We start from the raw sequence: 25,883 nt of genomic DNA, 5'->3' as shown, positions 1-25,883 counted from the left end.
ATAGTGATTAATTTATCGTTTTTACGACTTTTTATGGGCGAGGAAAATTTTACCTCAACTCGCATACTAACCATAAGTACAGGTAAGGGTCAATAGAATGTTTCCGGATGTTTCGAAAAGTTCAATCTTATTTCATAAAAAATATATTTTTTGTTAATAAAAAGTTATGAAGACCAATAGTTTAAGTATTCATCAGTCCTTGGAGTTGGTATGACGAGTTTTTTTACTAAAAAATACTTTTTGCTGTGTTTTTAGCCTGAACATGTAAAAAATCACAGTGTACTTTGACTCCTGAAAGTCAAAACACTGAAATATATAGTGTTATTAAGATTTGGATATACTGAGAGAAAAAAATGAATTTTCGAAGAATGGTGGTGAACCCTAAGCCACATCTGTGCACATAAGTCATTTGCTGTGGCTGCTCCCTTCCGGGCCTGACCAGGTTCACAAATTATTATTGCCAGAGAACCTAAGGCTCACCATTGACGCTGGGCATTATGCCTATTTCGCTGAACGCTTGCAATGGTCTAGCGTGCTATTTTTTGAATTTAGCCTCTGCTAACAAATTCGCTATCATATTCGTCGCTTGATTTTCTGCTTGGCTGCGTTTGAAGATATCCGTCAAAGTATCCCCTATTGATTCTATATGCGCCTTTAACTGCTCAGGGGTACTTTTTATACTTTGATGATATAGATCAATAATGCCTGCTGCGTTAATGACATAATCAGGGGCATACAAAATATCTCGCGCCAGTAACACCTCTCCAAAGTCATCACTCGCCAATTGATTATTGGCAGCTCCTGCAATAACGACCGCTTGTATCTCATGGATTGTATCTGAATTAATAGAAGCTCCCATCGCACATGGGGAAAACACTTCCGCAGCGACTTTATGAATATCCGCGATAGCTACTGCTTTAGCGCCCAGTTCTGTAATAGCACGGTCAACATTGGGTTGGTATGTATCGGCCACAATCAATTTTGCACCTGCTGCATGTAAATGCTCTGCCAAGCGATACCCCACTTGACCTAAACCTTGAATCGCTACGGTAACATCAGCCAGTGATTTACCTAAACGAAAAGCGACAGCTGCAGCCATACCGACATATACACCATAAGCGGTTGCTGGTGATGGGTTACCATCAGCAGATTCACCTAGATAGTTAAAATGTGCACTTAACCCACCAGCATATGCTGTGTTTTCAGCCATATATTTAATGTCTTGGACAGCAATACCAGAATCCTCAGCGACGATGTATTGCCCTTGTAAACTGTCGACAAAACTGCCCATTTTGCGCATCAACTCAGGTGTTTTGTCAGCACGCGGATCGGCAATAATCACTGACTTACCACCCCCTTGTGGTAAATTCGCTAATGCCGCTTTGTACGTCATACCCTTGGCGAGACGCAGTACATCGGTTAACGCTGCAGCACTATCTGCATAAGGATACATGCGACAACCTCCCAAACTTGGCCCTAATGCAGTGTTATGCACGGCTATAATGGCACGCAAACCAGTCACTTCATCGTTGATAAAAGCGACGTTCTCATGTTGATCAAATTCTTTGTGATCAAAAACTGACATAAATGTTTCCTTTGTGCGTGTGTATTATAAATGTGTGTCATTCAACAATTTTCATCTAGAAAACATCATCTTACCGTCCGGATACTAATAAGGTTTTGCGTTTATTCGGCTACTTTCGTCTACATAGCACAATAAATCATTTGCTTAGAAATATAATTTAGGATATATATCCTAAAATACTCCTGCAACTCATTACAAAAATAAAAAGAGACCGAATATGAAACTTGATATCAAGCTAGACAAATTTGATAGAGAAATATTACGAGTTCTACAGAAAGATGCAACCATCTCCATGGCTGATTTGAGTCAAAAAGTGGGGCTTTCTCACACTCCCTGCTGGCGCCGGGTGAAAAAAATGGAAGCAGAAGGTCTGATCTTGGCCAAGGTGACCATTTTAAATAGTAAAAAATTAAACCTTGGCGTTTCTGTTTTTATCTACGTGACATTAAAAAACCACGATGGTGACTCCCTGACTGATTTCGAGAAAGCCGTCCAAGATATCGATGAAATCGTCGAATGCCATACCACGAGTGGTGAGAAAGATTACCTGTTAAAAGTCATTGTTGAAAGTATCGAGGAATATGAAACTCTGTTGAAAAACAAACTGACGCACTTACCATTGGTAGATCACTTGAGCTCTACTTTCGCTTTAAAACAAGTCAAAAATACCACAGAGCTCCCAATTAAAAACGCCTGATTAGGCGTTTAAATTTTGACTGTAGCTTTATTGATCCCATACTCGCGTAACTTATTCGCAATGGCAGTATGGGACAACCCCAATTTCTTGGCCAACTGACGGGTAGAAGGATAAGAAGGATATAATTTACGTAGTAAATCTTTCTCAAATTTCTTCACTTCTTCATCCAACGTGCCATCGAAGTTTTCATCAATGAAACTCACCGTAGTAGAACAAGACGGTAAATGAATATGTGATTTGGTAATTTCATTCCCTTCGAGTAACGTTAATGCGCGGTACAAAGCATTTTGTAGTTGACGCACATTGCCGGGCCAAGGGTAGGTATTGAGATATTCCACGCAAGACTTACTTAGCTTGGCGACATTACGCCCTAATTTAGCACAGTGTTGTTGAATAAATGCTTCCGTTAGCGGAATGATATCTTGCTTGCGCTCACGCAGTGCCGGCATCACTAAACCCAATACATTTAATCGGTAATACAAATCTTGTCTAAATTTACCTGACTCTACCAGTACACCCAAATCTTTGCAGGTCGTACACACCATGCGCACGTCGACTTTGACGGATTGGTTATCCCCTATACGCACGAATTCACCGTCCTCCAGGACTCTCAATAGTTTGCGTTGGAGCTGTTCTGACATGTCTGCCACTTCATCCAACAATAACGTTCCGCCCTGAGCATGTTCTAATAAACCGATCTTGCCTTCTGGTGAACCAAAAGTGCCTTTGCCAAAACCAAATAGTTCAGTTTCGGCAACATCATCGGGCAGCGCAGCACAATTCAATGCCAAAAAAGGACCAGCATGACGACTTGAAGCGTCATGACACGCTTTAGCGATAAGTTCTTTACCCGAGCCGGTCTCACCAAAGATGACCATTGGCCCATCCAAAGCAGCCATTCGTTTCGCTTCTTTGATGACTTTACGCATCGCTGCTGAGTGCGCATGAAACTTATCAAAAGAGTTCGTTTCTTTTTGGTGAAATGCTTTAAATTGTTGACCGAGTCGCAACTCTGATTTGAGAATAATCACCGCACCAGCCAAGATATTCTGGTCAGTGTCGGGGACAAAAACGGGTAACAAGTCGGCTATGTAATCTTGCTCGACGTATTTCACTTTAAACGTTTGCGCCAAAGTCTCTTTACTATCGAGCCATTTGGTAAAATGAAAACCTTTAATAAGTTCTGAAATCTCTGTGCTGTACAACATACTGGTATCGTTATCGACACTAAATTTAGCGGCATCGTTGAACAACACCACTCGACCTTTCATGTCGATAGAAAATACAGGATCCGGCATAGTTTGAATGATTGCTCTTAATTCGTTTCGCTCTCGCTCGATAGGCATAAACAGTGTCGTTTTCACATCTGCTATACCCGGAATACGACGAATTTTTGGCATGAACTGCTGGAAATCAGCAAAATCAATATTCGGGAAGTTTAGGAAAATTTTCCCTTCTTCAGCAATTTCAATCCCTCGGAGATCAATCTGATGAGCCGTTAACAACTCCAGCACATCTTGCGTAATCCCGAGTCTATCCTCACATGTAATTTCCAAACGCATTAGTACTTTACTCAATATATGATGAAAGGTTATCTATGTGAATTAATACGCAAATGCAGTCTGTTAGATCATATAAGAGAGGAAAAAAAGGCTTCAGATATAACAAAATGAAGCCTGTGTAATGGGAGAGTTTTGATTAAAGTTTGTTCAGTTCGCGGTCTAGTTGATACGCTTTGCTTGTCACATAGGTTTCCACATCTCGTAAGCGTCGTTCACATTGGTCAAACATCCCTTTGATGTCCTTAAATGCCTGCTTTGGTGGCTCACCTGCTTGCCACACTTTTTGTTTAATTTCGATACGCTTGCTATCTTTGCTGTACCAACCTTTCGCCGTACCTGATAATCCCACCACGTTAGTGGTATCCACCGGCAGGTCTTTGGGACGCACATCCATGATGAACCACAAAGCGATATACGCAACAAAGATAAATGGACCGGCCAACAAGAAGAATGCCGTAATGGTCAAAATCCGTACTAACCAAGTTTCTACACCAAAATACTCGGCAACACCTGCACATACACCGGCAATACGTTTGTTACTATTACTGCGATAAAGGGTGCCTGACGTATTCATAATTTTTGTCTCCACTGCGGGCTTTGTGTATCCAAGATGTCTTCCAAGGTTTTGATACGATCTGACATTTGCTCGGCTTTATCTACTAAGATCTGCATGTCTTTAATATCATCTTGCGATAAACCTTTGTTGATTTGACGCTTACTTCGGTAGTGTAAAATCAACCAAGTTGGCGCCACAAAGATCATAAACAAGATCATGGGGACGCCTACAGCTACAATAAAAAACTCTTCCACAATATGCTCCTTGGCTGTTGATTATTTTTTAGCTAAACGTTCTTTTAGCGCAGCTAATTCATCATTGACCTTATCGTCAGCTGCCAAATCAGCAAATTCATCGTTTAGCGATTTTGTTCCTAAGTCATAAGCATCGACCTGCGCTTCTATATCGTTAATTTTGCGTTCGTACTGCTCAAAACGCCCCATCGCATCTTCGACTTTGGCACTGTCTAATGTTTTCTTAACATCCAAACGAGAGGTTGCCGTACTGGCGCGTAACAAAATCGTTTTCTGACGTGCTTTGGCATCCGCCAATTTTGCCTGTAACTGACCAGTTTCTGCTTGGAGTTTGCTTAATTGCTCTTCAACATTGGCTAACTCTTGGGCCAAAATACTGGCTGTCTCTTGACACTTTGCTCGCTCTTGCAAGGCTGCTTTGGCTAAATCTTCACGATCTTTAGTAATAGCCAACTCCGCCTTACTCTCCCAATCAGCCGCTTGTGCTTTAAGTTTTTCGATTTGTACTGCAATGTCTTTTTTGTTGGCAATCGTTTTTGCTGAAGTTGAACGCACTTCAACTAAGGTATCTTCCATCTCTTGAATGATCAAACGGACCATTTTTTGAGGATCTTCTGCTTTGTCTAACAAAGCATTTAAATTTGAATTAACAATGTCGGTAAAACGTGAAAAAATACTCATAATGTTTCCTTTTTTCTAAAAGTCGTATCCTCGTGCGATACGTGGTAATGCGCTTATTCAGACAATACGTGTTGTCTAAGTAGCATTTGACACTCTAGTACTTACAAGTGTTGTGCCAATCTGCAAATCCGCTCTAAGCTATTGATTTTAAATACCTTACACAAAAACATACATTTTTACCACTGGCAGCCGTTAAGTAAATACACTACTATTTAGTAAAATTCGCTAACGCAACAGGATGCCCATGAGTCGTTTTCGCCAACAAGATAATCTAATCGGTCAAGCTAATGTATTTTTAGAAGTATTAGAACAGATCTCCCAAGTTGCTCCACTCAATAAACCTGTCCTCGTCATTGGCGAACGTGGCACGGGTAAAGAGTTGATTGCTGCGCGTTTACATTATCTGTCACAACGTTGGGATCAACATTATCAAAAGTTAAACTGTGCGGCTTTGAATGAGAGCCTACTCGAAAGTGAATTATTTGGTTATGAGGCGGGTGCATTTACTGGGGCCAGTAAACGCCGTGAAGGTCGATTTGAAATCGCCAATAACGGTACGTTATTCTTGGATGAATTAGCCAATACCTCAGCAATGATCCAAGAAAAACTCCTCCGAGTCGTCGAATACGGCGAATTTGAACGCGTAGGTGGCTCCAAAACGGTTAAGGTGGATGTCCGGCTGGTGGCAGCAACGAATGAAGATCTACCGGCGCTGGCAGCAAATGGTGAGTTCCGTGCTGATTTATTGGATCGCTTAGCTTTTGATGTCATTACCATCCCTCCCTTGCGTGAACGCCGTGAAGATATCATGGTGTTAGCCGAACATTTCGCGATCAATATGGCACGTGAATTAGAAATGGAATTGTTTAGTGGATTTAGTAGTAAAGCCTCCGATATCCTGTTAAACCATAGTTGGCCAGGCAATATTCGTGAATTGAAAAATGTGGTGGAACGCGCAGTTTATCGCAACAACAATCCTCATGTACCAGTACATGAAATCGTTTTAGACCCCTTTGCGTCTCACTTTCGCCCACAACAACGCATCAAAGCGCCAAGTACCTTACCTGCACAGTCTGTTGCGGCAGCCCAAAATAACGGGAGTACTGCACCACAGCCCCCCGTTCACCAGAGTGCGCAAAGTGCAAGTTCTGGACAAATAAACCCTGTAGAAGCATTGACAAACAACACGCTTCCACAGGACAATAAGCTCACTAAAAACATACAGTTTCCCATTGATTTCAAAGCATATTCACAGAATTATGAAATCGAGATCCTGAAGCAAGCTCTAAAAGAGTGTCAGTATAATCAAAAGCGGACAGCTGAAAAGTTATCATTAACCTATCATCAGTTACGCGGTTATCTGAAAAAGTATCACTTGCTAGAGGTTGGCAACGAGGAGTAAATATGTCCCTTGGACAATGCCCTAATACAGCCTACAGCCGCTACCGTTCGGTCGCTATCGGCATGCTGTCTATGTTTGCGTTGCTGGGCATAACAGCCTGTTCTGACATCACCGAAGACACTGTCAAACAGCAACACTCAAGTACATCAGGTATTATTTACTGCTCAGAAAGTAACCCAGGTTTTTTTAACCCACAAATCGATACTTCAAGTACGACATCGGATGCCTCGGCACACCAAATTTATAGTCGCTTATTAGATTTTGATGAACAAACTGGGCGAATTATCCCCGGCCTTGCTACAAGCTGGTTAGTGAGCAAAGACGGACTGACTTATACCTTTCAATTGCGCCGTAATGTCGCGTTTCACACCACTGAGTATTTTCAACCCTCCCGAAATTTTAATGCTGATGATGTCATCTTTAGCTTTCAACGGTGGTTAGATGAAGATCACCCGTATCATACTGTGAACGGTGGTCTGTATCCTTACTTTGATAGTCTAAACTTGGCCCAGACCATCAAATCGGTTAAACGCATTAACGGATACCGTGTAGAAATAACATTATATCAACCCGATTCCTCATTTTTAGCTAATTTAGCGACTGACTTCGCCGCTATTTTATCTGCACAGTATGCCGCATATTTATCCGCTTTGAACAAACCAGGTGATATCGATTATCTTCCCATAGGCACTGGACCTTATCGCTTTAAAGAGTTCCGTAAAGATCAATTTATTCGCTACTCTCAACACCCTCAATATTGGCAACAAACAGAACGTCCCGAACACCTTATCTTTGATATTACCCCTTCGAGTTCTTTGCGTTTTGCAAAATTGATTACCGGCGAATGCGATACGATTGCTTATCCGTCGCAAACAGAACTCGAAGTGATGCAGGCTAATCCTAGGATCACAGTCCAAGAAGAACCAGGATTGAACATTGGTTTTTGGGCTTTCAATACAAGCAAAGCTCCGTTTAACGATCCTAAAGTACGTCGTGCGCTAGCATTGGCGATTGATAAAAGCACTATCTTGGATGCGATATATTTTAATTCAGCGACTCGGGCCCGTTCCATTGTCCCCCCTGCTTCGTGGGCATTTTCTCCCAATATTACCGATTTAAATTACAACCCTGTCGAAGCGAGACGTTTACTCAAAGAAGCAGGTTACGCCAACGGTTTTAATATGAACCTGTTTGCGATGCCAGTGGTCAGAGATTACAACCCAGATGCACCTAGAATGGCTGAACTTATTCGCAGTTATTTAGCTGATATCAACATCGCAGTAGATATTCAAACCTCGGATTGGGATAAGTTTAGGGCCGACTTGAGTGCAGGCAAACATGATAGTGTGTTGATTGGTTGGTCGGCAGACAATGGTGATCCTGATAACTTTTATCGCCCTTTACTGACCTGCTCAGCGATCCCTTCTGGGACGAATCGAGCGATGTGGTGTCATCCCGAATTTGATGCCATTGTTAATGCTGCGATTGCAACAAATGATATTGATGAACGCAAAGCATATTACCAAACAGCCAATGAAATCATTGCTCGTGAGATCCCTTTAACGCCCATCGCCCATGCGTTTCGCTACCGTGTACATAACAACAACATCAAGGGCTTAACGATAAACCCCTACGGTGGGATTCGTTTTGCGAATGTCCAAAAAACACCAAAAGTGCAACAGGTACAGAAACCACAGCAGGAGTCACGCTAATGCTCAACACCTTAGTGCGTTACTTTAACCTGATTGTGATCACCTTATTCATCCTATTATTAATCTCATTTAGCTTGGCGTATTTTTTCCCTGGTGACCCCTATACTAATCTAACCGGTAAGATGCTTTTGGCTGACACCGATGGTCCACTTGCCGCAGCGTTTCGCGAAGGCAATGTGTTACAACAATTTTGGTACTATGTACAAAACCTTACCATGGGGAATTGGGGGCACAGCTTTAGTTCTGCCCTCCCCTTGTATGACCAAATCTTTCAAACACTACCCGCGACGCTGGAACTGACGTTTTATGCGTCGACGTTGTCGCTGGTGATTGGGATCCCTTGCGGCATGCTGGCTGGTTTTTTACACCACAAAAAAACCGACTACACTTTCATGTCTATGAGTATGGTCATGGTGTCTTTTCCGGTATTTTGGCTGGCATTGTTGTTGATTCTCATATTTAGTTTGCAACTGAATCTGCTCCCGATGTCGGGACGGTTGAGCTTACTGTACGACATCCCAGAAACGTCGGGCTTTGTCTTGATTGATATCATTAATAGTTCGCATCCTGACCGCGATGCGGCTTTGTATGATGCAATCCAACATCTCATTTTACCTACTATCGCGGTCAGTTTTATCACCACTGCGGTATTTCTAAGGACCACCAGACGTGCCATTGTTGATGTCATGGCGACCGAATACATCAAAACAGCACAAACTCGCGGGTTACCTTTTTATGTGATTTTTTCGCGTCATGTGTTGCGCAATGCCATGCTCAGCATTTTGCCTTTACTGGCGATTCAAATTAGTACGCTAGTCACGAATGTGATGATTGTGGAAACGGTGTTTTCGTGGCCAGGAGTCGGTCATTGGTTGATCCAAGCGATCTACGAACGCGATTATCCGGCCATCCGTATTGGGATGTTGTTGGTGTCTTCGATTGTTGTATTCTTTGCCATGAGTCTTGAGTGTATCAGTCGTTTAATCGACCCTAGCAGGGATAACAAAAAATATGCCTGATGTGAATTTATATGATGATGAGTTTCACCCAAGCCCATGGCAAAGCACCTGGCGTGAGTTTAAACAAAGCCATATTGCATTGGTGGGTTTGACGACATTAAGTTTTTTTGTGGTACTCGCTATATTAGGCCCTATACTCACCCCGTATGCTCCTGACCTACAAAATACCACTGCATTGTTGTTACCCCCAGCTTGGCATGATAACGGCTCAGTATTGCATTTATTAGGGACTGATGTCCTAGGTCGAGATATGTTATCGCGGATCATTTATGGCATCCAAGTCACCTTTGGTGGAGCGGTAGGAGCTGTGTTATTCGCGCTGATCATCGGGACGGCATTTGGCGTTATCGCCGGCATGACCAGTGGGGTGCGTTCCAGTATTTTGAACCACGTCTTGGACACGTTTATGGTGATCCCCAGTTTGCTGATTGCGATTATCATCGTCGCCATTCTCGGTGTCGGTTTGTCCAACGCGGTACTTGCGATAGGACTCGCTCTCATCCCGCGCTTTGTGCATGCCACTCGTAACTTTATCAAAGAAGAATTTAACAAAGATTATATCAAAACCGCACGCTTGGACGGCGCCTCATCCGTACAGATTTATTTTAAAAATATTCTTCCCAATATGATTGATGTCATTATTGTCCAAGGTACCTTGGCGATATCGGTGGCCATTTTGGATATTGCGGCACTAGGCTTTTTAAACCTTGGGGCACAGACGTTGTTACCGGAGTTAGGTGTGATGATCTCTGAAGGCCTCGCCACGGCTTATATTGCACCATGGAATATTCTCTTACCCGGATTGAGTATCTTTTTAATGGTGATTAGTATCAACGTAGTAGGTGATGGTTTACGTTCTGCCTTACGGAATAGGATGAGCCAATGATTTTATTAGACATCAAAAACCTCACGCTAGAAATCGAAAGTAATGGCGTACTCGTCAAAGCTCTAGATAAAGCCTCACTGATCTTAGAAGAAGGTGAGATACGTGCTCTAGTGGGTGAGTCAGGCTCAGGTAAAAGTTTAATCGTCAAAGCAATATCTGGGGCCCTTCCTCCCCAATGGATAGTCACAGCTGATAGGATGACGTGGCGTGGGCAGAACTTGTTGACGATGACCCGAGCCGAACGTCGTAAAATTATGCGACGTGATATCGCAGTAGTTTTCCAAGATCCGGTCGCAGCGTTAGATCCCTCAGCCACATTACAAGAGCAATTAACCGAAAGTATCCCAGAAGAATTTGTTGCAGGGACCTGGTTTTGGCAAAAGCGTCGCTCTCGTTTAGACATTGCGCATAGCCTGCTGCACAAAGTAGGTATCAAAGATACTGAGTACTGCATGGCGCACTATGCCCATGAATTACCGGTAGATATTTGTCAAAAATTTATGATTGCTATGGCGTTAGTATCACAGCCTACGGTATTAATTGCTGATGATCCTACGCGTGGTATGGAAACCAACACAAAACGCCAAATCTTAAGCTTATTTAAAAATCTCAACAAAACTCGGGATTTGAGTATTTTATTCGTGAGTCATGACTTGGTTGCTATATCATCCATGGCTGATACGATGACGGTTCTGTATTGCGGTCAAACCGTCGAAGATGGGCCTTTTCAATCTGTCCGTAAAAAACCATTTCATCCGTATACCAAAGCATTGATGGACAGCGCACCGAGTTTCAGTCCCGACTTACAACCCAAATCGGCACTCATTGCGCTAGGTGGTACTATTCCCACTTTGCAGCATCTACCCATAGGTTGTCGTTTGGGGCCTCGTTGTCCTCGTGCCCAGAAAAAATGCGTAGAAACGCCGGTTTCTCGAAAAATTAATCAACATACCTACCGTTGCCACTTCCCGATGCACCTTGATGACAAGGGGATCCTCTAATGTCTTTATTGCAAATTGATCAACTGTGTTATCAGCCCAAACGTCCTTGGTATAAGCTCGCTGGTGATGATGGGTTTCAGCTAGGTCCAGTGAGCTTTAGTCTGGAAAAAGGTGAGACGATTTCAATTATTGGGGAGAATAGTTGTGGTAAATCACTGCTGGCTAAATTAATCGTCGGAGCTGAGACACCGACGGCTGGGCGTATTTTACTCAACGGCCAAACCTTAGAAAACAATCACAAAACTCAAAGGGCTAGTAATGTACGGATGGTGTTTAGACACTCTGCACATGCGTTAAATCCCAGTCTATCCATCGGTCAAATGCTCGATGAACCGTTGCGCTTGAACACCGCATTAAGTGCTAAAGGCCGTTCTGAGAAAATATTTAAGACTTTGAAACTCGTCGGCTTGATGGCGGACCATTTCTATTTTTACAAACACATGTTATCAGATGGTCAACAACAGCGCGTGGCTCTGGCAAGAGCGCTGATACTCGATCCACAGGTCATTGTCGCAGATGAACCGTTTGCCGCACTTGATCCTTCGGTGCGTTCACAGACGGTAAATTTGTTGCTCAAGCTACAAAAAGAACTTGGGCTAGCTTTTATTTTCATCTCACATAACCTCGGGATTGTCAGGCATATGTCAGATCGCACCATTGTTATGCATGATGGACAAATAGTCGAAATGAATCTCACACAAACGTTGTTTTTAGATCCACAACACAGTGCATCAAAACAATTGATCCACGCCCATAATGCGTTGTTGAGTTTGCAGTAAGCGTTTAGGTAGGCATAAGTAAAACTTCACCTAAGTAAATCTACACCTGAAATATCTTTTAACTGAAAATGAAGATGGTACTGAGAATGATGATGGTACTGAGGGTGAAGATGGTGCTAAGAATGATAATACTGATAGACCGTGTTCGCTTAACCTTATCGTGCTAAGCGAACACGTGTTTTGGGATGGAATTAACCGACTAAGGCCAATAATATACCTGCCGCGACTGCAGAGCCAAGGACTCCAGCAACATTTGGTCCCATAGCGTGCATGAGAAGGAAGTTGTGTGGATTTGCTTCCAAACCTACTTTGTTCACCACTCGCGCAGCCATCGGCACTGCAGATACACCTGCAGCCCCAATCAATGGGTTAATCGGCTCACTACTAAATTTCGCTAATATTTTGGCCATTAAGACACCAGCCGCTGTACCCACACCGAATGCTACAGCACCCAAAGCAAGAATACCTAAGGTCTCGGCAGTCAAAAACTCTTCCGAAGATAGTTTTGAACCTACCGCTAAGCCCAAGAAAATGGTCACAATGTTGATCAATTCATTCTGAGCTGTGTTGCTTAGACGGTCTACCACACCTGACTCTTTCATCAGATTACCCAAACAGAACATACCCACCAGTGGTGTCGCTGTTGGCAAGAACAGTATCGTTAAGAACAAAACAGCTAATGGGAAAATGATTTTCTCACGGGTCGTCACCACACGTAACTGCTGCATCTCGATCTTACGCTCAGCTTCGTTGGTCAATGCTTTCATAATAGGCGGTTGGATAATCGGTACCAAAGCCATATATGAATATGCAGCAACAGCAATTGCGCCTAATAATTCAGGCGCTAACTTTGATGCTAAAAAGATCGCAGTAGGACCATCAGCACCACCAATAATCGCAATCGCAGAAGCATCTTGTAACGTAAACTCAATACCAGGAATGAAATTCATCGCAATCGCACCAAACAAGGTTGCGAAGATACCAAACTGAGCCGCTGCACCTAACCACAAGGTTTTCGGGTTAGCAATCAAGGCACCAAAATCCGTCATCGCCCCTACTCCCATAAAAATAAGAAGTGGGAAGACACCGGTATCAATACCGATGTAGTAGATATAGTGCAACACGCCACCCGCTTCTGAGAAGCCTGCTAATGGAATATTTGTTAATAAAGCACCAAAACCAATAGGTAATAATAACAATGGCTCAAATTTCTTTACGATGGCGAGATACAATAAGCCAAACCCAACCAACATCATAATGATTTGGCCTGATTCAAAATGGGCTAAAGCAGTGCTCTGCCAAAGAGTATTTAACTTATCCATGGTTTATCCTAACTGAATAATAGCTTGACCGGCTGTGACTGAATCCCCTTCGGAGATTTCAATCGCAACAACAGTCCCGGCATGTTGAGAACGGATTTCTGTTTCCATTTTCATAGCTTCCATTATCGTGACCACTTGACCTTCACTCACTACATCACCGACACGCACTTGCAGTTTAAAAATATTACCCGTTAGTGGCGCACTAATGGTTGCACTCGCCGCTCCAGGTACCGCTGCAGGGGCACCACTAGCAGCCGCAGGAGAACCAACGGAAAGCGCTACAGGGTTGACCGGTTCAGCACTCGTTAACTCACCATCAGGTGCAACAGTCACAGCATACTCTGTGCCGTTTACATTGACTGAGTAATGGCTTTCACCCGTCGCGTTAACATTCTCACTAGGTGCAGTTGGGACTGGCTCAAAAGCACTCGGATTGTTTCGATTCTTAATAAACTTGAAGCCAATTTGTGGGAACAAGGCATAGGTCAAGACATCATCTACCTTGTCTGCAGCAAGCGTTGCAGATTCTGCGCTAACTAATTCATCTAACTCAGCTTCAAGATTCGCTAATTCTGGGGCCAACTCATCGGCTGGACGACCAGTGATCGGCTCTGCACCAGCTAAAACACGGGCTTGTAATTCGGCATTCACTGGCGCAGCAGTGGCACCGTATTCACCTTTTAACACACCTGCCGTTTCTTTGGTGATAGATTTATAACGCTCACCCGTCAACACATTTAAGACCGCTTGTGTACCCACAATTTGCGAAGTAGGCGTAACAAGTGGGATAAAACCAAGATCTTCTCTGACGCGAGGAATTTCTTTTAAAACTTCATCCATTTTATCGCCAGCATTTTGTTCTTTTAGCTGGTTTTCCATGTTGGTTAACATGCCGCCCGGTACTTGGGCTGTCAGGATACGTGCATCGACACCGCGTAAGCTACCTTCAAATTGTGCGTATTTCTTACGTACTTCACGGAAATATGCAGCGATATCTTCTAAACCAGCTAATTCTATACCCGTGTCTCGCTCTGTGCCTTCAACCATGGCAATCAACGTTTCAGTAGCACTATGTCCATAAGTCATACTCATTGAGGAAATAGCGGTATCCAACATATCGATACCGGCATCAATCGCCATTTGGTAAGTGGCGGTACTTAAACCTGTAGTGGCATGGCACTGCATGGCAATTGGTACATCAACCGTTTCTTTTAACGCTTTGACTAATTCTGCACAGTCATAAGGTTTTAATAGCCCTGCCATGTCTTTGATGCAAATAGAGTGAACACCCATATCTTCAAGACGTTTGGCCATATCTAGCCATAAACCCAAGTTGTGTACTGGGCTAACCGTATAAGAGATAGTCCCTTGGGCATGAGCGCCTACATCAACGGCGGTTTTAATGGCGGTTTCTAGGTTACGAACATCGTTCATGGCATCAAATATACGGAACACGTCAACACCATTAGTGTGCGCACGCTCAACAAACTTAGCGACTACATCGTCAGCATAATGGCGATAACCAAGTAAGTTTTGTCCACGAAGAAGCATCTGTTGCTTGGTATTTGGCATCGCTGCCTTTAACTGGCGAATGCGATCCCATGGATCTTCACCTAAATAACGGATACAGCTATCAAAAGTCGCTCCCCCCCAAGATTCAACCGACCAATAACCCACTTTATCGAGTTCAGCAGCAATCGGTAACATATCGTCAATACGCATACGTGTGGCAAGTAATGATTGATGGGCGTCTCGTAAAACTAATTCGGTTAACGCTAATGGCTTAGACATAAATGTCTCCTTTATTGACTTACATTACCTGAACGGTAAGCTGAAACAGCCGCTTTTATTGCGGTAATGGTTTGCTCATCATTGACTGCTGGCGCAGGCGCTTTGGGTGGCGCAGATGGACTGACTAATTGAGAATTATCAGGAAAGGCCAGCACTATCTTGGTCATTAGCTTTACACTGACGACTAAAATGCTCAAAAATATAAAAACCATAGACATACCAACCCCGAGTAAGGTTGCAGCCTCTTGGAGGAGTGCTGTTATAGTATTTGATTCCATATATGTACCTTAATGAATAAATTTTCTGCTCGTATTATTAGCGATCGTAGTATGTAAAGACAACTTCTTTTTTACCAATTATGCCAAAACCCTCCGAAAATAGGCGATAAAATAAACTAAAGTACCTCATCCGAACGATAATTTTTACATACCAATAACATTACCAAAGCCTTTTAATCCAATAAAATAAGTACTTACAACTGTTTTCATCCGTGATGATGTTACAAACTCCGAAAATGGTAAGACCAATTTACGTTTTTTATAAAACTTTGGTTCTAGATCCATGATGATCGGTTAAAAAATGCAGAAATTTGCCTAAATCTGCTTCTTTTTAGCATATTTATGCGTTTTAAATGCGTTGATGCTAATGCCATTGTTTGATTTTTTCGTGGTTTATCGAAGAAAAGCACGTTATGGAGTCTAGCCTCTTGTAGAAGTTTAGGTATAGGTCTACACCAAGTTACTTAATCGGTTACTTGGTGTAGACTCGTTATAACACCTGATTGAAAGAAGTGATATGGATTCTAACCAATTATCTACCATGATATTTCGGACAGTTTTAATAAATTTAAATATTGATTTAACAAGGACTTAATTAATATCAATGCTTTAGTAGTATGAGTTTCATAAGCAAATTTTAAATTATTACCTATGCTAAAAACAGTACTTAATTTGAAGTATTAATTTAACTAGGAGTAACACAGATGAATACTGACTTCAGAAATTTATCACCGAGAGAACGTCAAGTCATGCAGCACATTTCCATGGGAAAAACGAATCGCAATATAGGAGATGATCTATTTATTTCAGAACGGACTGTAAAATTTCATTGCGCAAATATTTACAAAAAGTTAAATGTTGGGAATCGCACCACACTGATATCAAAATATTATAATGATATAAAGGATTTACATTAATATATTGGTACATAAAGTACTTTGAATCACCCAGACGGTTCAAGGTGCTTTTATCTGACTAACGTTTTGTGGTAACAATTCCACCACGATTTGATTGATACTTTACCTGCGGCAAAATCTGATATCACAAGATTTTCATGTAGGTTCGGACTGTTTAGAACTTCGAATTTTCCGAAAAAATCTCTTCTTTAGCTAAACGCCATCTTCTGTAGATATTTTTAAAAACCAATTTAATGAAGCTATGCCCTATTGGTAAAGTCTTTTAATTGGAAATAAAGGACATGATACGAACAAGATGCTCGTTGGTGCAAAGAATGAGGTGACGCTCAATGAACTTTGCATCGAGCGTATGTTTATAACCTAGGATTTATCAACGGTACGTTCTTTATCAAAATTTAGGGAGAAAACCCCGTGATCAGATCTTGCTCTGTCGCGGGGTAGTTTACTACTGTAAATAACGCCTACCAATTTCTTCTTTTATCCTTCTTAAATCTTTGGAATACGTGTATCCAATATAAGGAACACTGCGTGTGGAAGGACATATTCTGTAGTTATATTGATAACGTTTATCAGCTTCTGTTGCTTCAGCCTCGCTATTTTCCAGTTTTTTACGTAAAAAATAATTATTTGTAGAGATTCTTTTTAGGATTTCCTGTGGTGGTATTACTATAGAAATAGTCTGTTTCATTATGGCTCCGAGAATTGTTTTAATATATTAACCTGACTTTATAATAGGCAAGATCTTAGTTAATTCACCGCTAATTAGTATGGAATAAGTCGTAAGAATTAAATCACATCACTTTTTATTTATTGTCCTACAATGCCAACGTTTTCCACCCTAAGAAAAATACTTAGATAAGTGGTATATTTCGATGAGCTAGTACAAAGGAATTCAGCTAAATCATTATTATGACTTCGTTACCAAGATGAACATTGATGTCTTTCGTTTAGGGGTGCCTTAATTTTCATGTCTAATTAATTTTGTTTTATCGACACAATAGCTTTACAAGTCGATCCTATCGACATAAGCTACATATATGTCGATAAAGCTAGGATATTTAAACATGAGCTGGCAGCCGGAAGTGCCTTTCAATAACATACCGATGTTACCTCCAAGCGGGCAAGTGCTCGAAAGTATTGAAGTACTCAAGGCCTGTATTCCCGCCAGAGCAGCATTAGCTGAATTGAAGCAGGCTGGTGAACTGTTGCCTAATCAAGGTTTATTAATTAACCTGATTCCATTACTTGAAGCAAAAGATAGCTCAGGAATTGAAAATATTGTCACAACGACAGACCGACTGTTTCAATTTGCCCAAGAAGACAGTGGAGCAGACAACGCCACCAAAGAAGCTCTCCGCTATCGAACAGCTTTATTCGAAGGATACAAGCAACTCGCACAAAGACCATTAAATACAAATATGGCAGTTGAAGTATGCAGTACCATAAAATCAGTGACAATGGATATAAGAAAAATACCTGGAACAGCGTTGAGTAATCAAATAACCGGGGAGGTAATATACACGCCACCTGTTGGTGAAGATGTGCTGCGACATTTGCTATCGAATTGGGAGCAATTTCTTCATGCCGACGATGATATCGATCCACTTATAAAAATGGCAGTATCTCACTATCAGTTTGAAGCAATACATCCTTTTACCGATGGCAATGGCCGTACTGGCAGAGTCATGAATGTCCTTTACTTAATAGAAAAAAAATTGCTGACACTGCCAATTTTGTATTTGAGCCGATATATAGTTCAAAACAAAGAGGAATATTACAGATTGCTTTTGTCGGTTACTCGTGATGGCGAGTGGCATCGGTGGATAATATATATGCTCAACGCAGTCGAACAAACGGCTAAATGGACAACCGGTAAAATTGCAGCAGTGAGAAAGCTAATTGAACACACCACTGACTATGTTCAATACCAACTACCCAAAATATATAGCCATGAACTCGTTAAAGTTATCTTCGAACAACCTTATTGCCGCATTAACAATTTAGTAGAAAGCAACATAGCTAAACGACAAACAGCCTCTGTATATCTCAAGCAGCTGTGTGACGTAGGTGTACTAACAGAAATAACAGCAGGAAAAGAAAAGTTATTTATTCACCCTAAGCTCATCAGACTAATGACAACTGAAAACAATGATTTCTCGCTCTACCAAAAATGAGGAAATATGAGATTATGAAAAAACGTAATAATATCAGTCAAGCATTTACTGTCGTACTGGAGGTAAATCAATGAGTAAACATATCGCAGTAATATTATCCGGCTGTGGGGTCTATGACGGTGCGGAAATTAATGAAGTTGTATTGACACTTCTACATCTTGAAAAACAAGGTGCTATATATACTTGTTTCGCGCCCAATATCGACCAATTCCACGTAATTAATCATTTGACCGGAGAGTCAGTGGAGCAAACGCGTAATGTGCTGGAAGAATCTGCGCGAATTGTACGCGGCAACGTCCAAGATTTAGCATTATGCCAGCCAGATGAATTTGCCGGACTCATCATCCCTGGTGGATTTGGCGTTGCTAAAAATCTATCCGATTTTGCAGTAAATGGTACAAATATGCAGGTATTCGACGCTGTCGCAAAAATCGCAAAAGCATTTAAAAATGCCGGTAAAGTATCTGGCTACATGTGTATTGCCCCGGCCCTTGCTCCACATATTTTTGGTAAGGAAGTACAGATTACCATCGGTCACGATGCCGACACTGCGAACGCTTTAGAAACAATGGGCGCAACCCATTGTGTCGCAGATGTGGGTGATATCGTGATTGATGAGACGCACAACCTAGTGACAACACCTGCCTATATGCTTGCTGAAAACATCGCACAAGCAGAAACTGGGATCCGTCGCTTAGTCGAAGCAGTACTCGCGCGCTGCTAGGGCAAGATAAATTAATCCAATGGTATAGAGACTTGGTGCTCTGTACCAAATTCACTACTCCATAGTTTATGCGTGCCATTGAGTGCATAGATTCGTTCTTTAATGCCTAAAATACCTAAGCCACTCAATGGTTTCGATTCATTATTCGAAAATCCAATACCATTGTCTTTTACCGCCATAACGACACTTGATTCCGAGACATCTATCTTAACTACAATTTTAGAAGCGTGAGCGTATTTCATTGAATTTGATGATGTTTCTTGAAATATACGATATAACACTAGCGCAGTATGTGACGGGATGATTTTGCTATTCCCTTGTACTTTTACAACCAGCTTTACTTGTGCTTTTTTTAAAAGCTCAGCTACGTCTCCATATTGTATTGCATCTAACAATCCTAGCTCAGATAACCCTCTAGGATGCAGTGCATTCATCATGCGATGTGTGGTTTCATTAATATTTTGTGCAATATGTTTGAGTTGCCCTAAAATATTCAATCCTTCTGGTGGTTGGAATGGCTCCAAAAGTTTCATTTCAATACGCATGGCAGTCATACTTTGCCCGATTTCATCATGTAACTCTTTAGCAATCCTCTGGCGCTCTTGCTCCTGGATGCGAAAAATGTTTTGATTGAGTTTGCGGTTTAGCTCTAGCGCTTCTTCCAGCTGGCTAGTTTTGGTTTTTAACCTATCGTTTTGCTCTTGTAAATCAGTCGCATACTGACGATTAAGTGTTACCACAGATCCCAAAATAATACTGAGTACGGATAAGCTAACAAAGAATGTTTGTTCGGGTAATTTATTGACCGATGATTCAATCACTGCGACATAATAAACAATACAAATTACGACAATACATAGACTCACTAAACTTCCGGACAAGCCATGCCTATATGTCACACCTATAATGGTAAAAATAACCACTATCTTTGCATAATTGATCTCAACAGAGTTATCAGGAACGAATAACACACAAGTCATAATTGCAGTCAAAACAAGTATATCAAGCCACGAATATCGCTGAGATTCCTTATAGCCATTTGATTTGGTAAGATCGAGCATCACAACAACAAACGTCACCATGAACAAAATCCCCATGGTATCACCAAATGCAAAAGACAAAATTTGATTAAATAACGTTAAATCAAAATCTACATTTTTTTGTAAAAGTAGGATTCTAATTGTTCCATAACAAAAAGATGTGATAAATACCCCTATAATGAATACCACACTTTGTTGTGGTCGCTGAAAATTTAATGTTGAATAAATCTGACAAAAACAATATGCAAAGACAAAATAACTCAGGACAGGTAATAGGTTACTACCCAAGATAGTGTATAGACTTTGATGTGTTGTACCGGTCAGGATATCTAATACGAAGGAGGCACATAAATCAGCACTGAAAATACTTATCCAATAACACTTGGGTAAAAAAAGATACGCACATACTCTTAAACCTGCAGGCAAAAAAATCAACGATGCTGTATCTATAATAAGTGCATCAAAATGCAGAAACCAAAGAAACATCCAGCCTGAGATATATCCTCCAGCGACGAATATGTGTTTACTGAAATATTTAAACATAGGAAAAATTCTTATAGCACTCCATTATGGATTCGTTAAGATGAACATTATTATTTAATAATCGCTAGGCAAACATATCATGATGATTATTGGCATTGTTGACGACCATTCCATTGTAAGTGAGGGCTATCAGCGTTTAGTTGAAGCTCACGGCATTCATATTGCTTTTTCAGCGCGTACACTTGAAGTGGCTCACAATGCACTAACTGAAGTCAATATTAACTGTCTAATATTGGATATTTCATTACCTGACGGCAATGGTATCGAATTTATTAAAACAGTCTTATCTGCACAACCGCAATGTAAAATCCTAATCGCATCAATGTATAACAAAGAGCCATTTATTTCTCGTGCTTTTACAGCAGGTGCTCACGGGTATATTACTAAGTCCGAGGCTGCAGATGAACTCATCGATGCATTAAACACGATTTATTCTGGAAATACCTATGTTGGTAAAGCCGTCGAGTATCGTCAAACTAGCATCGATGACTATGATTTAACGTCGCTGACTGACCGCGAAATATACTTACTAAAATCTGTTGCAATTGGCAAATCCATTAAAACTATCGCCAAAGAACTCGACATTATGCCCAAAACGGTCCACGCACACCGCGCTAACTTAGTTAGTAAACTCGGTGTCCGTGAGAACGCTGAATTGCTAAAAATCGCCCTTGATGCCCAACTTGTAGATCTCAATAATATCTAGCTCGCAACATCTAATCTACTTTTATCCATTAACTAAACAACCCAAAGTCCACATCATCGAAACGCCCATAGGTTGGGAACACATCGGTAATTTGTGACGCACTGAGGCCGAACCATTTCGCTAAATTTCCTGCATATTGTTCAACAGAAAACTGTGGGATGATAGTGTTTTGATAAACATCACGTGAGCCAAGTTGATATTCAGGTAATGCACCAATGACTTGCCCCCCATTGACCGGAGTGCCCATTACGAATTGGTGGCCGCCCCAGCCATGGTCGGTACCGTTAGAGTTGATAGTCATCGTCCGGCCAAACTCTGATTGCGTAAATGTCACAACTCTGTCATCAATACCTCGTGCTTCAAGGTCTGCTTGGAAAGCCAGCAATGACTCGCCCAACGCTTGCATCAGTGCAGGGAAAGTAGCATTTTGATTATCATGCGTATCAAAGGCATTCATTTCAATAAATATCACTTGTCGATGCTGCCCTAAAGTCGGAGCAATTTCGATCAGCTGTGCAGCTCGCTTAAATTGATCAGTTAAACGCGACAACTCTCCATCGACAAAAACATTATTCACGGAGGTAGGATAATCCACAGCTAATCGTTGTGTGGCATCGAGAGCTGCTCCCAGTATTTTGTTATTATCCATTGCTGAATTAGCTACGCGATTATAAGTATCGGCAAACAAGTTACGTCGAGAGGCGTTTTGCAAGCGGTCAAAAATAGTCCGTTGCATATTATCCGTCTGATTGCCCACATTTACGTAGAGATCCATGTTTTGAATATCTTGCGTATTGACTGAAAAAGGATTTAATTCCTGACCACGAATAAATTTTGTTGCTCGACCCAAAGAAATATTATTTGGAATAGCAGAACTATTCGCATTCATCGCCTCAATAATACGTCCGCCCCAACCTGATTTTTCACCTAAATTGACAAACCCCGTCTGCCAGAGTTTTTCTTGATCACTGTGAGAAGCAAAGAATGGAGGCAATATTGCGTCGTTCACTTGTATTTGATCAAGCGTTGTAGGTTCGCGCAACGGGCCGACATTAGCAACCAGAGATAGCTTGTTTTGAGTAAACATCTCGGTAAAGCTGTCCATAAAATTGGGCATACCATAACTATCTAAGGTTTGATTACTAGGCTCCCAAAGTTTCACGCCGGCTTGTTCATAGGTAAGGTTGTTACGAATATTACGATATGCAGTCAATCCCGAGCTGGATGTGGGAATAAAGAGAGACAGTGTATCAGCGCCACCTTTGAGGTTGACACAAACAAGCGTTTTATAATCGCTAATATTACTTGCACTATTAGCCATATTAGCTAAAACATTGATACCTTGCCCCATCGCTGGAGCTGTTGCTCCAAGAGTTAATGACGCTAATCCGGATTGTAAAAAAAATCGTCTATCCATCACTATTCTCCTATTGTTGTATGCGAAATTCTGAGGACGACATCACCATGTAGATCAAGTCAATGAGAAATTGATGACGTTCAAGCAAATCACTTGACGAGGAATCCCATGCTGGATCTTGGCCATCAAATACATGCTGGTAATTTTGAATAGTCTGGATGTCTAAAAGCGTTCGTCTGTATTCCTCAGTCATCCCACCAGCAAGTAAATATAAATTTAGGAAATCAATGACGCCTTCGAACCCGTTTTCATCCCATACACTGATAAGGGGGTCTGGGTCAAAACCGGTTGCATGCCATTCTCTTGGCAAGCCACTGGAAACTTGCTGTTCCCAAGTAAGTGGGGATTTTATCCAACGTGTCATTTGTACTTCACTAACAACATTAGATTCTGTCAATATTTGCGCCTCTGGTGCCACTAAACCCATTCCGGCGATATCGCCATTAGGGGCAAAATCTGGACGAAAAAAGTTAAATACGCTATCTGAATCAAGCGCTTTTTGGGTATGGGCACATCCCAAAGGACACCAAATATTACTTCCCCACAGGTTATCAAGACTAACTTGAGGTTCACTTAATAATTGAATATCAAATAATCGAATAAAATGTGTTTTTTTCAGTACCGGCTCTTTCAGCTTTCCATATAACGATGTGTCGACCGACTCTGGGTTTCGTGCTTCTGAGTCAAATAGAACTGCTTTGACCGTCGCCGCGATGTCACCGCGTACTCCATTACCGTTGTTGTTAAACACGGCACTGACTCTTTCAATATATCCAGGAGTTGGGTTACTCGTGACCATTTGACGAATGAGGTGTTGAGCAAAGAAAGGGCCTAAATTTGGGTGGTAGAACAAGCTATCCATGACAATTGCTAAATCTTGTTCAGCCGTTTGACCGGGCGGAATATAATAACCACGTAACAGTTGTTTTTCCGTTTTTTGGTGTATATGTTGATAAGCCACCATATCTGTCCCCGCCACAGAATTAGGGAAACAATGGATACTACAACCAAAGTTATGGTAGTTTTCACGGCCATTACTTTCAATTTCTGGCGCCATGTAATACCAACCTGTTAGGGCTGCGGCATAATTCTGAATCGTTTGTTGATTATAAGTTTCAATAGGTTCACCCGTTTCATCTAATTTGACGGAACCGTCTTGATTAAGTTCAGCCAAACCAATGGTAAACAATTGCATGACTTCACGAGCAAAATTTTCATCAGGCCGAATGTTGCGACTGGGGTCGGCTTTTTGATTACCAATCATATTCAGATAGTGCCCCATAGTTGGGTGCAGAGTGACATCTTCGAGGAGATCGCGAAAGTTGCCCGTTGCATGTGTAGCTAACCTATCCCAGTAAGTCGTAAAAGCAGAGTCTTTATGACCTAAATCTGTTTGTGTTGACACCACAAATAGCTGACTGAGGGTATAAGCAATGCGATGACGTAATTGATCTTCAGCATCAAATGCCGTCATGTTAAAAATTTCTTGTATCCATTCTTTTCCATTTTCAGACACACCATCAATATCGCCAGTTTCAGCTTCTATAATTTCTCGCAAATCAACCCATTTGGTTTGTGGTAAGGACATTTGTTCTTGAAACCATGCCTCGCCCCCCAATTCTTCTAAACGTGCAACCGATTCTACCGTCGGTCCAAAGGTCGCTTGTTTTAATAAACGTACAGCATCGACAGTATGATTTATGAATCCAGCGGGAGGTGGACTAGGTGCAAAATTTGGCAGTGCCATTGGTTCTGGCATGCCAGGCGTAAAACTCATGTTGGCTGTGTCAGTAGCCCCACTTGAGTCAGTAACTGTGAGAGATAATGTATACTCACCGATTGCATCAGGACGAATTTCAATAACACTGTTGGTAGGATTATCTATCGATGCTTGACTGTAATTAGGGGATGTCAGCGACCATTGATAACTAAGAGTATCACCATTATCAGGGTCAGTACTTTGTTCAGCACTTAATTGCAAAGGTTCACTGGCAACAACGTCCATTCTTGAAAGCGTTATCGCTGCGGTCGGTGCTGAATTCTCAATCACCTCATTAACGGTAATTGCAAGAGTTAAAGTAACAGTATCAGTCCCATCACTAACGGAAATAGTCGCGGTGTCTGACCCAAAAAACCCGGCATTTGGTGTATAGTTAAACGTACCATTAGCATTGAGCGTAAGTTGACCATTTTGAGTTCCACTGGTAACAGAATAAGATAAAGTATCTCCATCAGCATCACTGGCATTAATTGCGCCAGCGCCAGTAGTGTCTTCATCAATTGTTAAACTAGTATTTGCTGCGGTAGGCGCATTATTACTTGGTTGAGTAATGGTAGGATTTGGGGCTGGGGCTGGAGTGCTTGAACTGCCGCCACCACCACATGCGGTAATAAATAGAAAGGAAACTCCCATTAAAACAACACGATTAAATTGCATCTTATACTCCGTAACACATAACGACTATTGAGTACAAAGCTAGCAAAATACCATGAATGAGTAACTAGGAATTATTCCTAGGTGCAATGCTAAATCGTTCCTGACGATTTAGTCGAACCTCTATCGGTTTTCTTGGGGCACTATCGGTTCTCATCCTAGCAAATCGCAGGCATAAAAAAAGCCCCTTTATAGGGGCTTCATTTATGGATTGGCGCGTGCGGAAGGATTATCTCGGGCTCCTGCCCTCGCCGCTGCGCGATGCACATTCGTGCAATGCTAAATCGTTCCTGACGATTTAGTCGAACCTCTATCGGTTTTCTTGGGGCACTATCGGTTCTCATCCTAGCAAATCGCAGGCATAAAAAAAGCCCCTTTATAGGGGCTTCATTTATGGATTGGC

23 protein-coding genes and 1 other RNA gene are annotated in these 25,883 nt (G+C 41.7%); 11 read left to right on the top strand and 13 right to left on the bottom strand.

Features of this window, described 5'->3' with window-relative positions; all coding sequences use genetic code 11:
* Positions 1–377: 377 nt before the first annotated feature.
* Together ffs and NLF92_RS09045 are read right to left on the bottom strand one after the other, a co-directional pair.
* Positions 378–474, bottom strand: an RNA gene (ffs, locus tag NLF92_RS09050) — signal recognition particle sRNA small type.
* Between the two features lie 61 nt (positions 475–535).
* Entirely contained in the window at positions 536–1,585 is a 1,050-nt protein-coding gene (locus NLF92_RS09045) for a Glu/Leu/Phe/Val family dehydrogenase (protein ID WP_254101031.1), read from the bottom strand.
* Between the two features lie 229 nt (positions 1,586–1,814).
* Here NLF92_RS09045 and NLF92_RS09040 point away from each other — a divergent pair, with 229 nt between their 5' ends.
* Entirely contained in the window at positions 1,815–2,282 is a 468-nt protein-coding gene (locus tag NLF92_RS09040; RefSeq protein WP_254101111.1) for an Lrp/AsnC family transcriptional regulator, read from the top strand.
* An 8-nt stretch (positions 2,283–2,290) separates the two neighbouring features.
* Here the strand turns inward: NLF92_RS09040 and tyrR are convergent, their stop codons facing one another.
* The 4 genes from tyrR to pspA all read right to left on the bottom strand — a co-directional run bounded on the left by tyrR (position 2,291) and on the right by pspA (position 5,335).
* Positions 2,291–3,844, bottom strand: a complete 1,554-nt coding sequence (gene tyrR, locus NLF92_RS09035; protein ID WP_254101029.1) for a transcriptional regulator TyrR — start codon at positions 3,842–3,844, stop codon at positions 2,291–2,293.
* Positions 3,845–3,980: 136 nt separating this feature from the next.
* Positions 3,981–4,418, bottom strand: a complete 438-nt coding sequence (pspC, locus tag NLF92_RS09030; RefSeq protein WP_254101027.1) for an envelope stress response membrane protein PspC — start codon at positions 4,416–4,418, stop codon at positions 3,981–3,983.
* A complete protein-coding gene (gene pspB, locus NLF92_RS09025; RefSeq protein WP_254101025.1) occupies positions 4,415–4,654 on the bottom strand; it encodes an envelope stress response membrane protein PspB in 240 nt (79 codons plus the stop codon). The genes pspC and pspB overlap by 4 nt, the downstream gene beginning before the upstream one ends.
* A gap of 21 nt (positions 4,655–4,675) precedes the next feature.
* A complete protein-coding gene (pspA, locus tag NLF92_RS09020) occupies positions 4,676–5,335 on the bottom strand; it encodes a phage shock protein PspA (RefSeq protein ID WP_254101023.1) in 660 nt (219 codons plus the stop codon).
* 244 nt (positions 5,336–5,579) lie between these two features.
* Between pspA and pspF the strand changes: the two genes are divergently transcribed.
* From pspF to NLF92_RS08990, 6 genes are read left to right on the top strand one after another with little or no spacing between them, the layout of a single operon-like run.
* Complete coding sequence (gene pspF, locus NLF92_RS09015; protein ID WP_254101021.1) at positions 5,580–6,737, top strand: phage shock protein operon transcriptional activator; 1,158 nt, start codon at positions 5,580–5,582, stop codon at positions 6,735–6,737.
* Positions 6,738–6,739: 2 nt separating this feature from the next.
* Complete coding sequence (locus tag NLF92_RS09010) at positions 6,740–8,449, top strand: ABC transporter substrate-binding protein (protein WP_254101019.1); 1,710 nt, start codon at positions 6,740–6,742, stop codon at positions 8,447–8,449.
* Complete coding sequence (locus NLF92_RS09005) at positions 8,449–9,468, top strand: ABC transporter permease (RefSeq protein ID WP_254101017.1); 1,020 nt, start codon at positions 8,449–8,451, stop codon at positions 9,466–9,468. The genes NLF92_RS09010 and NLF92_RS09005 overlap by 1 nt, the downstream gene beginning before the upstream one ends.
* Positions 9,461–10,354, top strand: coding sequence for an ABC transporter permease subunit (locus NLF92_RS09000; protein ID WP_254101015.1), 894 nt, complete (start codon positions 9,461–9,463; stop codon positions 10,352–10,354). Before NLF92_RS09005 ends, NLF92_RS09000 begins: the two co-directional genes overlap by 8 nt.
* Entirely contained in the window at positions 10,351–11,355 is a 1,005-nt protein-coding gene (locus NLF92_RS08995) for an oligopeptide/dipeptide ABC transporter ATP-binding protein (RefSeq protein ID WP_254101013.1), read from the top strand. The genes NLF92_RS09000 and NLF92_RS08995 overlap by 4 nt, the downstream gene beginning before the upstream one ends.
* A complete protein-coding gene (locus tag NLF92_RS08990; RefSeq protein ID WP_254101011.1) occupies positions 11,355–12,134 on the top strand; it encodes an ATP-binding cassette domain-containing protein in 780 nt (259 codons plus the stop codon). The genes NLF92_RS08995 and NLF92_RS08990 overlap by 1 nt, the downstream gene beginning before the upstream one ends.
* Positions 12,135–12,325: 191 nt before the next feature.
* Here NLF92_RS08990 and NLF92_RS08985 read toward each other — a convergent pair whose 3' ends face one another.
* From NLF92_RS08985 to NLF92_RS08975, 3 genes are read right to left on the bottom strand one after another with little or no spacing between them, the layout of a single operon-like run.
* Positions 12,326–13,456, bottom strand: a complete 1,131-nt coding sequence (locus NLF92_RS08985) for a sodium ion-translocating decarboxylase subunit beta (protein ID WP_254101009.1) — start codon at positions 13,454–13,456, stop codon at positions 12,326–12,328.
* A 3-nt stretch (positions 13,457–13,459) separates the two neighbouring features.
* Complete coding sequence (gene oadA, locus NLF92_RS08980; RefSeq protein ID WP_254101007.1) at positions 13,460–15,247, bottom strand: sodium-extruding oxaloacetate decarboxylase subunit alpha; 1,788 nt, start codon at positions 15,245–15,247, stop codon at positions 13,460–13,462.
* Positions 15,248–15,258: 11 nt separating this feature from the next.
* Positions 15,259–15,525, bottom strand: a complete 267-nt coding sequence (locus NLF92_RS08975) for an OadG family protein (protein WP_254101005.1) — start codon at positions 15,523–15,525, stop codon at positions 15,259–15,261.
* 704 nt (positions 15,526–16,229) lie between these two features.
* Here NLF92_RS08975 and NLF92_RS08970 point away from each other — a divergent pair.
* On the top strand, positions 16,230–16,442 hold the full coding sequence (locus tag NLF92_RS08970) for a response regulator transcription factor (RefSeq protein WP_284700405.1): 213 nt from the start codon (positions 16,230–16,232) through the stop codon (positions 16,440–16,442).
* Positions 16,443–16,887: 445 nt separating this feature from the next.
* On the opposite strand, the gene NLF92_RS08965 is transcribed toward NLF92_RS08970, so the two are convergent.
* A complete protein-coding gene (locus tag NLF92_RS08965) occupies positions 16,888–17,130 on the bottom strand; it encodes a hypothetical protein (RefSeq protein WP_254101003.1) in 243 nt (80 codons plus the stop codon).
* A gap of 376 nt (positions 17,131–17,506) precedes the next feature.
* Here NLF92_RS08965 and fic point away from each other — a divergent pair, with 376 nt between their 5' ends.
* Together fic and elbB are read left to right on the top strand one after the other, a co-directional pair.
* On the top strand, positions 17,507–18,616 hold the full coding sequence (gene fic, locus NLF92_RS08960; RefSeq protein WP_254101001.1) for a protein adenylyltransferase Fic: 1,110 nt from the start codon (positions 17,507–17,509) through the stop codon (positions 18,614–18,616).
* A gap of 70 nt (positions 18,617–18,686) precedes the next feature.
* Positions 18,687–19,340 (top strand): isoprenoid biosynthesis glyoxalase ElbB, encoded by a 654-nt coding sequence (gene elbB, locus NLF92_RS08955; protein WP_254100999.1) that lies wholly within the window; start codon positions 18,687–18,689, stop codon positions 19,338–19,340.
* Between the two features lie 11 nt (positions 19,341–19,351).
* Here the strand turns inward: elbB and NLF92_RS08950 are convergent, their stop codons facing one another.
* Complete coding sequence (locus NLF92_RS08950; protein ID WP_254100998.1) at positions 19,352–20,923, bottom strand: histidine kinase; 1,572 nt, start codon at positions 20,921–20,923, stop codon at positions 19,352–19,354.
* A 79-nt stretch (positions 20,924–21,002) separates the two neighbouring features.
* Between NLF92_RS08950 and NLF92_RS08945 the strand changes: the two genes are divergently transcribed.
* Complete coding sequence (locus tag NLF92_RS08945) at positions 21,003–21,629, top strand: response regulator transcription factor (protein WP_254100996.1); 627 nt, start codon at positions 21,003–21,005, stop codon at positions 21,627–21,629.
* Between the two features lie 28 nt (positions 21,630–21,657).
* Here NLF92_RS08945 and NLF92_RS08940 read toward each other — a convergent pair whose 3' ends face one another.
* Entirely contained in the window at positions 21,658–23,046 is a 1,389-nt protein-coding gene (locus NLF92_RS08940; RefSeq protein WP_254100994.1) for a DUF1501 domain-containing protein, read from the bottom strand.
* Between the two features lie 10 nt (positions 23,047–23,056).
* Positions 23,057–25,483, bottom strand: a complete 2,427-nt coding sequence (locus tag NLF92_RS08935; RefSeq protein WP_254100992.1) for a DUF1800 family protein — start codon at positions 25,481–25,483, stop codon at positions 23,057–23,059.
* Positions 25,484–25,883: the final 400 nt, after the last annotated feature.

This window comes from Opacimonas viscosa, from assembly GCF_024199005.1.
In the GTDB taxonomy this organism is placed as follows: Bacteria; Pseudomonadota; Gammaproteobacteria; order Enterobacterales; family Alteromonadaceae; genus Opacimonas; species Opacimonas viscosa.
This window is presented reverse-complemented; position numbering and strand designations above follow the sequence as displayed.